12 protein-coding genes are annotated in these 14,299 nt (G+C 72.0%); 3 read left to right on the plus strand and 9 right to left on the minus strand.

Annotated features, from left to right (window positions below; genetic code table 11):
* The first annotated feature begins 29 nt into the window (after positions 1 to 29).
* The gene (locus ACWDSL_RS33850; RefSeq protein WP_450491776.1) at positions 30 to 788 is read left to right on the plus strand and encodes a DUF2470 domain-containing protein; all 759 of its coding nucleotides are present in this window, start codon (positions 30 to 32) and stop codon (positions 786 to 788) included.
* 228 nt (positions 789 to 1,016) lie between these two features.
* Here ACWDSL_RS33850 and ACWDSL_RS33855 read toward each other — a convergent pair whose 3' ends face one another.
* The 4 genes from ACWDSL_RS33855 to ACWDSL_RS33870 all read right to left on the minus strand — a co-directional run bounded on the left by ACWDSL_RS33855 (position 1,017) and on the right by ACWDSL_RS33870 (position 5,567).
* Positions 1,017 to 2,579: a replication-associated recombination protein A gene (locus ACWDSL_RS33855; protein WP_450491777.1), complete on the minus strand. Its 1,563-nt coding sequence runs from the start codon at positions 2,577 to 2,579 to the stop codon at positions 1,017 to 1,019.
* 61 nt (positions 2,580 to 2,640) lie between these two features.
* Positions 2,641 to 3,303 (minus strand): vitamin K epoxide reductase family protein, encoded by a 663-nt coding sequence (locus tag ACWDSL_RS33860; RefSeq protein WP_450491778.1) that lies wholly within the window; start codon positions 3,301 to 3,303, stop codon positions 2,641 to 2,643.
* Positions 3,304 to 3,571: 268 nt separating this feature from the next.
* Positions 3,572 to 4,834, minus strand: a complete 1,263-nt coding sequence (gene hisS / locus ACWDSL_RS33865) for a histidine--tRNA ligase (protein ID WP_450491779.1) — start codon at positions 4,832 to 4,834, stop codon at positions 3,572 to 3,574.
* Between the two features lie 13 nt (positions 4,835 to 4,847).
* The gene (locus tag ACWDSL_RS33870; RefSeq protein ID WP_450491780.1) at positions 4,848 to 5,567 is read right to left on the minus strand and encodes an MBL fold metallo-hydrolase; all 720 of its coding nucleotides are present in this window, start codon (positions 5,565 to 5,567) and stop codon (positions 4,848 to 4,850) included.
* A gap of 146 nt (positions 5,568 to 5,713) precedes the next feature.
* Here ACWDSL_RS33870 and ACWDSL_RS33875 point away from each other — a divergent pair, with 146 nt between their 5' ends.
* Both ACWDSL_RS33875 and ACWDSL_RS33880 read left to right on the plus strand, forming a co-directional pair.
* The gene (locus tag ACWDSL_RS33875; RefSeq protein WP_450491781.1) at positions 5,714 to 6,598 is read left to right on the plus strand and encodes a peptidylprolyl isomerase; all 885 of its coding nucleotides are present in this window, start codon (positions 5,714 to 5,716) and stop codon (positions 6,596 to 6,598) included.
* Between the two features lie 208 nt (positions 6,599 to 6,806).
* Positions 6,807 to 8,036, plus strand: a complete 1,230-nt coding sequence (locus ACWDSL_RS33880) for a DUF349 domain-containing protein (RefSeq protein ID WP_450491782.1) — start codon at positions 6,807 to 6,809, stop codon at positions 8,034 to 8,036.
* Here the strand turns inward: ACWDSL_RS33880 and ACWDSL_RS33885 are convergent.
* The 5 genes from ACWDSL_RS33885 to ACWDSL_RS33905 form a co-directional block, all read right to left on the minus strand.
* Positions 8,008 to 9,306 (minus strand): caspase, EACC1-associated type, encoded by a 1,299-nt coding sequence (locus ACWDSL_RS33885; protein ID WP_450491783.1) that lies wholly within the window; start codon positions 9,304 to 9,306, stop codon positions 8,008 to 8,010. The genes ACWDSL_RS33880 and ACWDSL_RS33885 overlap by 29 nt on opposite strands.
* On the minus strand, positions 9,290 to 9,694 hold the full coding sequence (locus tag ACWDSL_RS33890; protein WP_450491784.1) for an effector-associated constant component EACC1: 405 nt from the start codon (positions 9,692 to 9,694) through the stop codon (positions 9,290 to 9,292). Before ACWDSL_RS33890 ends, ACWDSL_RS33885 begins: the two co-directional genes overlap by 17 nt.
* Positions 9,687 to 10,964, minus strand: a complete 1,278-nt coding sequence (locus tag ACWDSL_RS33895; protein ID WP_450491785.1) for a protein kinase domain-containing protein — start codon at positions 10,962 to 10,964, stop codon at positions 9,687 to 9,689. The genes ACWDSL_RS33890 and ACWDSL_RS33895 overlap by 8 nt, the downstream gene beginning before the upstream one ends.
* 40 nt (positions 10,965 to 11,004) lie before the next feature.
* On the minus strand, positions 11,005 to 13,503 hold the full coding sequence (locus ACWDSL_RS33900) for a RelA/SpoT family protein (RefSeq protein ID WP_450491786.1): 2,499 nt from the start codon (positions 13,501 to 13,503) through the stop codon (positions 11,005 to 11,007).
* Between the two features lie 154 nt (positions 13,504 to 13,657).
* Complete coding sequence (locus tag ACWDSL_RS33905; RefSeq protein ID WP_450491787.1) at positions 13,658 to 14,239, minus strand: adenine phosphoribosyltransferase; 582 nt, start codon at positions 14,237 to 14,239, stop codon at positions 13,658 to 13,660.
* Between the last annotated feature and the right edge of the window lie 60 nt (positions 14,240 to 14,299).

Genomic DNA, 14,299 nt, shown 5'->3' on the forward strand with positions numbered 1-14,299 from the left:
CATCGGCGGCGGAGCGGGTACGTACTCTCGTGGAGTCCAAGGCTACGGCCTCGCTCACCATTCCCGGCATCGAGACCGTCGAGAGCATGGACGACCTGGGGGCCCACGCCCCGGCCGCCCGCGCCGTCTCCCCCGACGGCGATGTGCTCCTGCTGGTCCCCGGCGGCTCGGCCGCCGCCCGCGCCGCGGCTTACGCCCAGGACGACGAGGTGACCTGCGTGATGGAGATCACGGACGTCGCCCCGGTCGCGGTCGCCCACCGGATCCGCGGACGCGCCTGGGTCGGAGGGTGGCTCACGCCCGTACGCGACCGGGACCGCGCGGCGGCCGCGGCCCTGCTGGCCCGTCGGCATCCGGTCGGCGAACTGCTCGGCATCGGCGAGGCGCTGGCCGGGGGCGGCGGCGGATGGGCGCTGCTGCGGCTGGAGGTCGGCGAGGCGTGCGTGGACGACCTGTGGGGCGCGGACGCGGTCGAGCCGGACGACTTCGCGACGGCCGCCCCCGACCCGCTCGCCCCGCACGAGGCCGAGCTCCTGCAGCATCTGCACGCGGCGCACGACGACCAGATGCGCGGCCTGTGCTCCCTCCTCGGCGACCACCCGGACCGCGCCTGCGGCACGCGCGGCCGCGCGATCCCCGTGGCCCTGGACCGCTTCGGCCTCCGCGTCCGCTTCCCCGACGCCCCCGGCAACCCCTTCGACGCGCGCTTCGACTTCCCGGAGCCGGTGCGGAACATCTCCGAGCTCCGCCGCGCGATGCACACGCTTTTCGACGCCGCGGCGGGCTAGGGCCCGGCGGCAGCATCACGCGGCGGGCCGGACCCCCTCCTTCCGGCTGCCCGCCCACCCAGCCGGGTCACCGGCCAGGCCCGGGGCCTGCCCCCGTTCCGCGGAAGGGCGGGGTGCGGGCGCCATCCCGGCGGGACGCGCGACGGCGGCTCCGCCGGGCCGGGCTGGGCGACGCCGGGCCATGAGACGGCGGAGCTCGGCGTGCCGGGCCGACCGCACGCGACGGCCCTAGGACGCCCCGGCCGTGGCCGGGCCGCCGGCTGCCGAACCGTCCGAACCATCGGGGTCGGCCGGACCGCCGGAGCCGCCCGAGACCGGCTGGTCGGCCGGGGCGGAACCCTCGATGGCGCCGCCTGGCTGGGCGGGGGCCGATGGCGCGGCTGCGGCCTGCGCCGCGCGCGGCGCGGGGGGCTCAGCCGGGCCGGGGTGAGCCGGGCGTGGCGGCTCGCCGCGGAGGCGGGCGCGTACGCGCTCGACCACGTCCGCGTACCGCGCCTCCGCCCCGTACCGCGTCGGCTCGTAGTACCGCTTGCCGTGGATCTTGTCCGGCGCGTACTGCTGCGCCGCGATCCCCCCGGGCAGATCGTGCGGGTAGAGATAGCCCTGCGCATGGCCGAGCTTTTCGGCGCCCTTGTAGTGGCCGTCACGCAGATGCGGCGGGACCGGACCGGCCAGCCCCGCGCGGACGTCGGCGAGGGCGTCGCCTATCGCGCGCGTGACCGCGTTGGACTTCGGGGCCAGCGCCAGCGCCACCGTGGCGTGGCCGAGGGTCAGCGCCGCCTCGGGGAAGCCGATCAGCGCGACCGCCTGGGCGGCGGCGACCGCCGTCTGCAGGGCGGTCGGGTCGGCGAGCCCGATGTCCTCGCTCGCGGAGATCATCAGCCGCCGGGCGATGAACCGCGGATCCTCGCCCGCCTCGATCATCCGGGCCAGATAGTGCAGCGCCGCGTCGACGTCGGAACCGCGGATGGACTTGATCAGGGCGCTGGCCACGTCGTAGTGCTGGTCGCCCGCGCGGTCGTACTTGACCGCGGCGCGGTCGACCGCCTCCTCCAGCGTCGTGAGGGTGATCGCGGGCTCGCCCTTGGCCAGCGCGGCGCCGGCGCCCGCCTCCAGGGCGGTCAGCGCGCGCCGCGCGTCGCCGCCGGCGATCCGCAGCAGATGGCCCTCGGCGTCCTCGGGGAGGGTGACCGCGCCGCCGAGGCCGCGCTCGTCGGTCAGCGCGCGGCGCAGCAGTCCGCGCAGGTCGTCGTCGGTCAGCGGCTCGAGGGTGAGCAGCAGCGAGCGGGACAACAGGGGGGAGATGACGGAGAAGTACGGGTTCTCCGTCGTGGCGGCGATGAGCGTGACCCAGCGGTTCTCGACGGCGGGCAGCAGCGAGTCCTGCTGGGCCTTGCTGAAGCGGTGGATCTCGTCGAGGAAGAGCACGGTCTCCCGCCCGTACGCCCCGGAGGAGCGGCGCGCGCCGTCGATGACGGCCCGCACCTCCTTCACGCCCGCGGTGATCGCCGACAGCTCGACAAAGCGCTTCTGGGTGGCCTGGCTGACGACGTGCGCCAGGGTCGTCTTGCCGATGCCGGGCGGCCCCCACAGGAAAACCGAAGACGGCCCGGCCGGACCACCACTGCCCTCGCCGACGAGCCGCCGCAGCGGGGAGCCGGGCCGCAGCAGATGCTGCTGGCCGACAACCTCGTCAAGCGTGCGCGGGCGCATGCGCACGGCCAGGGGACTGCTGGAAGGGTCCTTCTCCTGGCGTTCCTCTGCGGCGGCGGTGAACAGGTCTGGCTCCACGCGGGAAGCCTATGTCACGCCACTGACAGCGCCTGGCGGGAAGGGCGCCTCCCCCCTCGCCTCACCCCTGGGCGCCGGTCCAGAAGCTCCACCACCGGGTCAGGATCAGCATGCCGATCACGCCGACCCACAGCACCGGCACCACCCAGTGGAACTCCAGCAGCCCGCGCCGCAGCCCGTCCGGCGCGGGCAGGAACCCGTGCTTGATGTTCTTGCCGGTGACGTAGCAGAACAGCACGATGGTGGCGACCCAGGCCAGGCAGCACCACAGGCACAGGGAGCCGATGACGTACAGCGACTGGTACTGCAGCCAGGTGCAGAATCCGACGCCGAACAAAGTGCCCGCGTTGAACGTCAGCCAGTACCAGCGCGGGAAGCGGGCCCCGGCCAGCAGGGACATCCCCACGCAGATCACGATCCCGTAGGCGACCAGGCCGAGCATCGGGTTCGGAAAGCCGAACGCATGGGCCTGCTCGCTCTCCATGATGTTGCCGCAGGAGACGATCGGGTTGAGGCTGCAGGGGGGCGTGTAGCTCTTGCCCACGGCCTTGGCCTCGAGGATCTTGTTCTTGTCGATCGTGATGACCCACGCGGCGAGCAGCCCGAGCGCGCCGGCGATCACGAGCAGCAGGGCGAAGGCGCGACCGCCTCCGACCACGACCCGTGCGTCGCCGTCCTGCCGGGCCTCGTCGGAGTGCACCTCATCCACCGCTGTCGTCGCCATATCGCCGTTCCGTCGTCCCACCGAGTCCATGTGTCGCCCCCGTCAAGCACGGACATTCTGCCGCATCGAGGACGTCCGGACCGCCCCTCGCCGAAATGCGGCACGGTCTCGGCCATCCTCCTCCGTCCCCCGTTCGGTGGGCATAAGCCGCCTCAGCGGGGCACACGCGGAGAGTTCCCGGACCGCCACCATCGCCTCCCTTTGACAGAGTGAATCCGCGCCCGCCGAGTTGACGGCGAGCGCGGATTCGTAGGCTGAGGTCAGCAAGTCAGCCGAGGCGGGCGCTGACCGCCTCGACCAGGCCGTCCAGCGGGACCGCCGTCTGCTCACCGGACTCGAGGTCCTTGAGCTGGACGACGCCCTCCGCGAGGTCCCGCTCCCCCGCGATGACCGCGAGCCGCGCCCCGCTGCGGTTCGCGGCCTTCATCGCCGCCTTCACACCCTTGCCGCCGTACGCGAAGTCCGTCGCGACCCCCGCCCGGCGCAGCCCGGTGACCGCGCCGAACAGCACCCTGCGCGCCTCCTCGCCGAGCGGCACCGCGAAGACGCTGGTAGCGGACGGCAGGTCGAGCTCGACGCCCTCGGCCTCGAGCGCCAGCACCGTACGGTCCACACCGAGCGCCCAGCCCACCGAGGGCAGCGCCGGTCCGCCGATCATCTCCGACAGGCCGTCGTAGCGGCCGCCGCCGCCGACCGCGGACTGCGAGCCGAGCCCGTCGTGGACGAACTCGAAGGTGGTGCGGGTGTAGTAGTCCAGGCCGCGCACCAGCTTGGGGTCGTCCTCGAAGGCCACGCCCTCGGCGGTCAGCAGCTCGCGCACCTGCTCGTGGTACTCCTTGCACGCCTCGCACAGGTGGTCACCCAGCATCGGCGCGCCGACCAGCTGCTTCTGCACCGCTTCGCGCTTGTCGTCCAGGACCCGCAGCGGGTTGATCTCGATCCGGCGCCGGGTGTCGTCGTCCAGCTCCAGGCCGCGCAGAAAGTCCTGGAGGGCGGCCCGGTAGGCGGGGCGGCAGGTGGCGTCGCCCAGCGAGTTCAGCAGGATCCGGAAGTTCCGCAGCCCCAGCGAGCGGTACGCGTCGTGGGCCAGGATGATCAGCTCGGCGTCGAGCGCCGGGTCCTCGGCGCCGATCGCCTCGGCGCCGACCTGCGAGAAGTGGCGGTAGCGGCCCTTCTGCGGGCGCTCGTAGCGGTAGTACGAGCCGGAGTACCAGAGCTTGACCGGCAGGTTGCCGGCCTTGTGGAGGTTGGCCTCCAGCGCGGCGCGCAGCACGGAGGCGGTGCCCTCGGGGCGCAGCGCCAGCTGGTCGCCGCCCTTGGTGGTGAGGGTGTACATCTCCTTGGTGACGATGTCGGTGGACTCGCCGACACCGCGCGCGAAGAGCTCGACGTTCTCGAAGCCGGGCGTCTCCACATAGCCGTAGCCGGAGCGCTTGAGCGGGGCGGCGATGGCGTCGCGCACCGCGAGGTAGGTCGCGGAGTCCGGCGGGGTCAGGTCATACGTGCCCCGGGGGGCCTTGAAGGTGCTCACGGAAGGTCTCTCGTCACATTCCTCGTCGCGGAGCGGGCGCCGGGGCGCCGTCGTCTCCGAGGCCGGCGGCCACCTGCCGCAGAAACGGGTTGGTGGCGCGCTCGCGGCCGATGCTGGTCTGGGGGCCGTGGCCGGACAGCACCACGGTCGAGTCGTCGAGCGGCAGGACCACACGGGCCAGGGACTCGAGGATCTCGGCGTGGTCGCCGCCGGGCAGATCGGTGCGTCCGATGGAGCCGGCGAAGAGCAGGTCGCCCGCGAAGAAGACGGACGGGATGTCCGCCCGCTCGGGCAGCCTGAAGGTCACCGACCCCTTGGTATGGCCCGGGGCGTGCGCGACGGTGAACTCGAGACCGGCCAGGTCCAGCCGGGCGCCGTCGGTCAGCTCCTTGACGTCGTCCGGCTCTCCCACGGTCAGCTCGCCCATGAGCCGCAGCCCGATGGAACGTCCGAAGGCCTTCTCGGGGTCGCTCATCATGTAGCGGTCGGCCGGGTGGATCCAGGCCGGCACGTCATGGGCGCCGCAGACCGGGACCACCGAGGCGACGTGGTCGATATGGCCGTGGGTGAGGACGACGGCGACGGGCTTGAGCCGATGCTTGGCCAGTGCCTCTTCGACGCCCTGGGCCGCCAAATGGCCCGGGTCGATGATCACGCACTCCTCGCCGGCGGCAGGGGCGACCAGGTAGCAGTTGGTCCCCCAGGCCCCGGCGGGGAACCCGGCAATGAGCACGATCGTCCTTAATAGTCGTCTGGCAGAAGTGAAAGTCGGCCTTTCAGAGCCTACCGGCGGCTCTCCCGCCACAGCGAACCCGTATACGGTACGGCCGAGTCATCACATACGTCAGCGACGGCATACGGCATGAGGGAGACGACCCGGTGGTCAGTAACGAGCAGCGACGGCGGCAGCTCGCACGGGAGAAGTACCTTCGGCAGCAGAATCGCCGGGAGGCTGCCCGGCACAAGCAGCGCCGGACCTATGTGGTGATCGCGTCCACGCTCGCCGTGGTCCTGGCGGCGGGCGGCGTGGTGACCGCGGTCAGCGCGCTGTCCGGCGGGGACGGCGACAAGAAGTCCGACACGGCGGACAAGGCGACCGAGCCCACGATGCCCACGCCCTCCCCCACCCCCACGACCAAGGCGCCGGACCCGTGTGCCAAGGGGGCCAAGGAGGCGGGGAACAAGAAGCCGAAGACCGTGTCGTGGAAGAAGGAGCCGGCGCTCACCGTCGACCAGTCGGCGACGTACGCCATGAAGCTGGAGACCACCTGTGGCGACATGACCGTCACCATGGACGCGGCCAAGGCCCCGCACACCGTGAACTCCTTCAACTTCCTGGCTGGGAAGGGCTACTTCGACCACACCAAGTGCCACCGGCTGACGCCCGAGGGGATCTTTGTGCTGCAGTGCGGTGACCCGATGGGCACCGGTATGGGCGACCCGGGCTACACCATCCCGGACGAGAACCTGAAGGATTCCAGGATCAAGGGGAACAAGTACCCGGCCGGTACGGTCGCGATGGCCAACCAGTACGACCCGCAGACCAAGAAGGGCAAGAACAGCGGCGGCAGCCAGTTCTTCCTGGTCTACAAGGACAGCGAGCTCCCGCCGTACTACACGCCCTTCGGGACCCTCGACAAGGAGAGCATGCAGGTCCTCAAGAAGATCTCCGACGCGGGCGCTGCGGCGCCGGACCCCCAGACCGGGAACACCGCTCCGAACGCCACCGTGCTGATCAACAAGGCGACGGTCGGCAAGTCCTGATCGACCCCGGCGCGCGTACTGCGAAATTTCGGTCGCGCAGGATACGGACAGCCGGGCCACCGTTCGCCTATGTTGGCGTTGTGCAGGGTGTCTGCCGCAGCCGGAGCACCCTGCTGCGAGACCGGTGCGGGTGGATCCCGGCCGGAAGAAACTGTGGACGATGCCGGCGGGCCGCGCGCCCGCCCCGGCATCATGTGGAGGAGGCGCTGTGAGCAGCGAGCCTTGGGGCCGCGTCGACGAGGCGGGGACCGTGTACGTGCGTACGGCCGACGGTGAGCAGGTCGTCGGATCGTGGCAGGCGGGATCTCCTGAAGAGGCCCTCGCCTACTTCGAGCGCAAGTACGACGGCCTGGTCGTCGAGATCGAGCTCCTCGAGCGCCGGGTGCAGACCACGGACCTGTCGGCCAAGGACGCCACGGCGGCCATCGAGCACATTCGCCACCAGGTCGACGAGCACCATGTGGTCGGCGACCTGGCCGCGCTCAAGAAGCGGCTCGACAAGCTCACGAGCGATGTCGAGGCGCGCCGGGAGGAGCGCCGCGCGGCCAAGGCGGTCCAGACCGACGAGGCCCGTCAGGCCAAGGAGGCGCTGGTCACCGAGGCCGAGGAGCTGGCCGCCAGTGAGCAGTGGCGGGCCGCCGGTGAGCGGCTGCGCGCGCTGGTCGACACCTGGAAGGGCCTGCCGCGCCTGGACCGCCGCACCGACGACGAGCTGTGGCACCGCTTCTCGCATGCCCGCTCGGCGTTCTCCAAGCGGCGCAAGGCGCACTTCGCCTCGCTGGACGCGCAGCGCGAGACGGCCCGGCAGACCAAGGAGAAGCTGGTCGCCGAGGCCGAGTCGCTGTCCGACTCCACGGACTGGGGTCCGACCGCCGCCCGGTACCGGGACCTGATGTCGGAGTGGAAGGCGGCGGGCCGCGCCCAGCGCGAGGCGGAGGACGATCTGTGGAACCGGTTCCGCGGTGCGCAGGACGTCTTCTTCCAGGCGCGCAGCCAGGTCTTCGCCGAGCGGGACGCCGAGCAGCAGGTGAATCTGACCCGCAAGGAAGAGCTGGTCGTCGAGGCGGAGAAGCTGCTTCCGATCGCCGATCTCAAGGCGGCTCGGGCGGCCTTCCGCTCGGTCAATGAGCGGTGGGAGGCCATCGGCCATGTGCCGCGGGACGCCCGGGCGCGGATCGAGGGCCGGCTGCACGCGGTGGAGCGCGCCCTTCAGGACGCCGAAGAGGCCGAGTGGCGGCGTAGCAACCCCGAGGCGCGGGCGCGCGCCCAGGGGCTGACCGGTCAGCTTCAGGACGCCGTGGACAAGCTGCGCGGGCAGATCGACGCCGCGCGCGCGGCGGGCAACAACGCCAAGGCCGACAAGCTGGCCAAGGAGCTGGAGGGCCGGCAGGCGCTGCTGGACCAGGCGCTCAAGGGCCTGGAGGAGTTCGGCGGCTGAGTGGACTGATGGGACGGCTCGGGCTGAGCGGCCCGACCGTGCTGAGCCCGTCCGGCCGCGGGCCGGGCTCCGGCAGCCGGATGTCCGGCCCGGCCACGCGACCGTAGGGGAACGGCTCCGGTGCACTGCGCACCGGAGCCGTTCGCCCGTTCTCGGCGAGGTCCAGCGCGTGCTTGAGCACTTCGCACGCCTGGATGTGGTTACCGGACTCCTGGAGCAGATCGGCCAGTCTGCGGCAGACGAGGACGGCCTCGGGGCCGAAGCTCCGGTGCGTCTGGTGGAACGCCTGCTCCAGCACCTCGATCGCTTCCCGGGTCTGCCCCGTGTCGGCGAGCAGTTCGGAGAGTTCCAGTTGCACCGCGAAGGTGCTGTCCTCCCCCTGCGGCGTACGCTCCCGCAGCGCCAGCCGCAGCACGGGCAGCGCATCGCGGTGCCGGCCCACGGCGCGGAGCCTGCGGGCCAGGCCAAGACCCGCGGCGACCATGGCCGCGCGGACATCGGAGTCCAGTACGGGCCCCGCCGGGGAGCGCACCGTGTCACGGGCCCGGTTGCGGACGAGCGGGAGCCGCCCGATGTGGTTCTCCTGACAGCGCTGGGGCAGTGGCCGGTTCTGTGCCCTGAGCCGCTGATGGAGCGCCCCGTAGAGGGTGTCGAGATCGATCAGCTCGGGTCCGCCGTTGATGCCGAGCCGCAGAATGTCCAGCAGCTCCCCGGTGAAGGCGGTGTGCGGTTCGCCGTCGGGCGCCAGCGCCACGCGGTCGCGGGGCGAGGCGGTGAGCACATACGCGCCGTCGACGGCCACATGGGCCGGCAGGGCGTCGTCGCCGCCGCCGAGGGTGCGGGCGGCGCGGCCGCTGAAACAGCAGTCGAGGATCAGCACCCGGCGGCGGGCGGCGGAACCCCGGATGGCCGCGCGCAGATGCTCGTACGCCACCGCCGTATAGCCCGTGTTCTCGCGGGAGCCGCTGAGCGCGAGGAAGAGGTCGGCCGAGTCGCTGTCGCGCAGGCCGTGGCCCGAGAAGTACACGAGCAGGGTGTCCGTGGCCTCCTGCCCGGCCCGGTGCACGGGGTCGAGCATCGAGGGCGGGTCCTGGGGGTCGGCCACCACCGTCCGGTGCTCCCCGGGGAGGCCCCACAGCATGGGGTCGCCGAGCGCTTCGGCGAGGTCGCGGAGGTTGGCGGCGACGGCCGGGAGCTGTTCCAGGTGGTCGTACGCGGAGGTGCCGATGAGCACGGCTCTGGACGCGGCCGGGTCAGGCAGCTGAGTCATCGCTCCCGGTCCCCTCGCCGGTCTCGGGCGCCTCAAGCAGCGCGACGATCCGCCGTACGGTGTCCTCGTCGGCGGCGGCCTCCGGCGGGAGGTCCACCTCGATATCGCCGCGGCGCAGGGTGAGCACGGGCCGGGGACGCCGGGCGTCGCGCCACTGGAGGATGGAGACGGCGAGGGCCGCACTGGACAGGCCGGTGCCGAGAACAAGCTGCAGCACATCGAAGCCGGTGCCCATATGGCCGGGCACGGCCGGCCCCGCGGCGCCCACCCGGCCGCCCACAAGCCGCTCCAGCGACTCGTCCTCGCGCAGCCAGCGCAGCAGCGACCGGAGCTCGGCTTCCCGGTCGGTGCTGTCGGCTCCGTCGGCCGACACTCTCAGCTCAGCCACGTCCCTCGTCCCTCCCCGTTTCGATGTGGGTGCTCACCTGTGCGAACAGCGTCAGCGCCGCACCGCCCGCGCCCAGCCGCGCCAGACACACCGCCTGCCAGTACTGGCTCGTCAGGGTGGTGGGGTGGTCGTCGCCCAGCGCGCGGGAGCACACCTTGGTCACGGCGGTGAGCATGCGCACCGCCTCCTGCAGTTCGCCCCGCTGGACGAGATTGACCGCCTCGCGCAGCCGGGACACCGCGTTCTCCGCCGTCATACCGGCCATGACCACCTGCCGGGTGGCATCGCTGAGGGACAGCGGCGCCGGGTGTCCCGTGCCCTCGGCGGCCTCGAGGCCCAGGTGGGGCCCGACGGCCAAGGACGCGGCGGACAGCGTCTGGTCGGCCATGGCGAGCGCCTGCTCGCGTACGCAGCGCTGGACCAGCTCGGCCACGCGCGCCTCCATCTCGGAGGAGGCCGCGAGCGTGGCCTGCAGCCCCGAGGCGTCCTCGGGGCGCGTCTGCGGGTCCCAGGCGCAGAGGATGTCGACGAGGTAGGCCAGCCGGTCGGGGATCCCCCGGCGGCCGTACAGCTGCGGCACACCGTGGTCGAGGGCCCGCTCCACGACGGCCCCGATGTCCTCGACCGGGCCGAGCGGCGGCTCGCCGGTGAGCATCAGATACAGGCACAGGCCCAGGCCGTAGAGGTCCGACCGGGGCGCGGGCCGCTCGCCCCGCATGACCTCGGGCGCCATGTACTGCGGGGTGCCCACCAGCCCGCCGACCCGGGTGATGCCCGCCCCCTCCATCAGCCTGGCCAGCCCGAAGTCCTGGAGGACCACCCGCCCCGACAGGGTGATGCGTACATTCGACGGTTTGACGTCGCGGTGGAGCACGCCCGCCGCATGGGCCGCGGTCAGCGCGGCGCTCATCCCCGAGGCGATCCAGCGGGCCACATCCGGCTCCAGCGGCCCGCATACGTCCACCAGCCGCTGCAGCTCCACGCCCGCCAGCAGCTCCATGACCAGATACGGCCCGCTGTCCTGGCGACCGGTGTCGTACACGGCCACCACATTGGGGTGGCTGATCCGGGCCAGGGCCTGGGCCTCCAGGCGGAAGCGCTCCAGCCGCTCGTCCCCGCCCGATCCCTCCCCGGCGGCCGACGGCAGGACCTTGACGGCCACCCGGCGGTCGAGCGTCGAGTCCAGCGCCTCGTAGACCACGCCCATCCCGCCGAGGCCGATCTTCCGTAACAGCCGGTACCGGCCGCCCAGGAGATCCTGGTCCGTCATCCCGTCCCCTCCCGCCCCCGTCCGCCCCCGGCCCGCCGGCTCAGCGCTGGCGCGCCGAGGTCACCCGGTACACGTCGTAGACGCCCTCGACGCCCCGTACGGCCTTCAGGACATGGCCCAGATGCTTGGGGTCGCCCATCTCGAAGGTGAAGCGCGAGGTGGCGACCCGGTCGCGGGAGGTCTGCACGGCGGCGGACAGGATGTTGACGTGCTGGTCGGAGAGCACGCGTGTGACATCGGACAGCAGCCGGGACCGGTCCAGCGCCTCGACCTGGATGGCGACCAGGAAGACGGAGGACTGGGTGGGCGCCCACTCGACGTCCAGCATCCGCTCCGGCTGCTGGGAGAGCGAGTCGACGTTGACACAGTCGGCGCGGTGGACGGAGACGCCGCTGCCGCGGGTGACGAAGCCGATGATGGGGTCGCCGGGCACCGGCGTACAGCAGCGGGCCAGCTTGACCCATACGTCGTCGACGCCCTTGACCACGACGCCCGGGTCGGCGCTGGAGCGGCGCTTGCCGCGGCCGCGGATCGGCGGCGCGGTCTCGGCGATGTCCTCGTTGGCCGCCTCCTCGCCGCCGAGGGCCTGCACCAGCTTGCCCACGACGTTCTGCGCGGAGACATGGCCCTCGCCGATGGCCGCGTACAGCGAGGAGATGTCGGGGTAGCGCATCTCATGGGCCAGGGTGACCAGCGAGTCGCCCGTCAGGATCCGCTGGATCGGCAGGTTCTGCTTGCGCATGGCCCGCACGATGGCGTCCTTGCCCTGCTCGATGGCCTCGTCGCGGCGCTCCTTGGAGAACCAGGCGCGGATCTTGTTACGGGCGCGCGGGGACTTGACGAAGCCCAGCCAGTCCCGGGACGGGGCGGCCCCGGGCGCCTTGGAGGTGAAGACCTCCACCAGATCGCCGTTGTCCAGGGTCGACTCGAGCGGCACGAGCCGCCCGTTGACCCGGGCCCCTATGGTGCGGTGGCCGACCTCGGTGTGCACCGCGTACGCGAAGTCCACCGGGGTGGCCCCGGCCGGCAGCGCTATGACATCGCCCTTGGGCGTGAAGACGAAGACCTCGTTACGGGACAGGTCGAAGCGCAGCGACTCCAGGAACTCGCCCGGGTCCTCGGTCTCCTTCTGCCAGTCCAGCAGCTGCCGCAGCCACGCCATGTCGTTGATGGCGTCGTCCTTGCCGGCCCGCTTGGGCACGTCGGTACGCACCTTGGAGGCGCCGGCGACGGCCTCCTGCTTGTACTTCCAGTGCGCGGCGATGCCGTACTCGGCGCGGCGGTGCATGTCGAAGGTGCGGATCTGCAGCTCGACCGGCTTGCCGCTGGGCCCGATGACCGTCGTGTGCAGCGACTGGTACATGTTGAACTTGGGCATCGCGATGTAGTCCTTGAACCGCCCGGGCACCGGGTTCCACCGCGCGTGGATGGTCCCGAGCGCCGCGTAGCAGTCGCGGACGGTGTCGACGAGCACCCGGATGCCCACCAGGTCGTAGATCTCGGCGAAGTCGCGGCCGCGCACGATCATCTTCTGGTAGACCGAGTAGTAGTGCTTCGGGCGGCCGGTGACGGTCGCCTTGATACGGGCCGCGCGCAGATCGCCCTGGACCTGGTCGGTGACGACGGCGAGGTATTCGTCCCGCTTGGGGGCGCGCTCGGCGACCAGCCGCACGATTTCGTCGTACATCTTGGGGTAGAGGATCGCGAAGGCGAGGTCCTCCAGCTCCCACTTGATCGTGTTCATGCCCAGGCGATGGGCGAGCGGGGCGTAGATCTCCAGCGTCTCGCGGGCCTTCTTCTCCTGCTTCTCCCGCTTGAGATAGCGCATGGTGCGCATGTTGTGCAGCCGGTCGGCGAGCTTGATGACCAGGACGCGCGGGTCCTTGGCCATGGCGACGACCATCTTGCGCACGGTTTCGGCCTGCGCCGCCTCGCCGAACTTGACCTTGTCCAGCTTGGTGACGCCGTCCACGAGCAGGGCGACCTGATCGCCGAAGTCGCGGCGCAGGGTGTCCAGGCCGTACTCGGTGTCCTCGACGGTGTCATGCAGCAGACCGGCCATCAACGTGGCCGGATCCATACCCAGCTCGGCCAGGATCGTGGTCACCGCGAGCGGATGGGTGATGTACGGATCGCCGCTCTTGCGCTTCTGGCCGCGGTGCCAGCGCTCGGCGACCTGGTACGCCCGCTCGATCTGGCGCAGGGTCGAGGCGTCGGCCTTGGGATCGTTGCCGCGCACGATGCGCAGCAGCGGCTCCAGGACGGGGTTGTACGGGCTGGAGCGCTGCACACCGAGGCGGGCGAGCCGGGCCCGGACCCGGTTGGAGGAGCCTGCTCTGGGGCTTGGGCTCTGCAGCGGGCGAGGGGCCGGCGCGGGGCGTGAGCCGCTTGTACGCTCCGCCGGGGGGCGCGGCGCGGAAGGCTCCGGCCGAGGGGACGCCTCGCTGTTCTTGGGCACCTCGGGGGCCGCCGTGGACTTGGCGACGGCGGTCGGCTCTGCCGGTTGCGCGGCGGAGAGCGGCTGGGCCTCGTCTGGCAAGGGCACTCCTCAAGCGGTCCGGGCCTCAAAGAGGCCAGGATGCCATGGTATCGATCCCGCCACTCCACTTGCCTCCCGGCAGCCCCACGGCACGCATACGTGAGGGTGGGGAGCCGTGTGACCGGACTTCCCCACCCTCAGGCGACAGCACAACTCAGACCGTGATCAGGGCCTCCAGGGGCGCGCTGTCGAGCACCGGGAGGAGGCGGCTGCGGCCCTCGAGAAAACCGAGCTCCAGCAGCACCGCGACCCCGGCGACCTCGGCGCCGGAGCGGCGGATGAGCCGCAGCGACGCCTCGGCGGTGCCGCCGGTGGCCAGCACGTCGTCGATCACCAGGACCCGGTCGCCGGCGACCAGCGCGTCGGTGTGGATCTCGATCTCCGCGGTGCCGTACTCCAGCTCGTACGCCTGGCCCAGGGTCGCTCCGGGGAGCTTGCCCGCCTTGCGCACGGGTACGAAGCCGACCCCGGCGCGCACCGCGGCCGGGGCGGCCAGGATGAAGCCGCGCGCCTCCAGGCCCACGACCTTGGTGGCGCCGTGCCTGGTGCACAGCTCGGCGAGTGCGTGGGTCAGCGCGCCGAAGGCCGTGGCGTCGGCCAGCAGCGGGGTGATGTCCTTGAACATCACCCCCGGCTTCGGATAGTCCGGCACATCCAGGATCCGGCTGAGCAGCAGCCCGCGCAGCTCCTCACCGTCGAGACCGCCGAGCGCGGGGTCGGTCGTCCCGGCGCTCATCGGCGCTTTCCCGACGGCCGGCCGCGGCCCCGGCCGCGCGAGGTCGGCTGGCGGCGCTGG

Source organism: Streptomyces sp. NPDC000941, assembly GCF_053599555.1.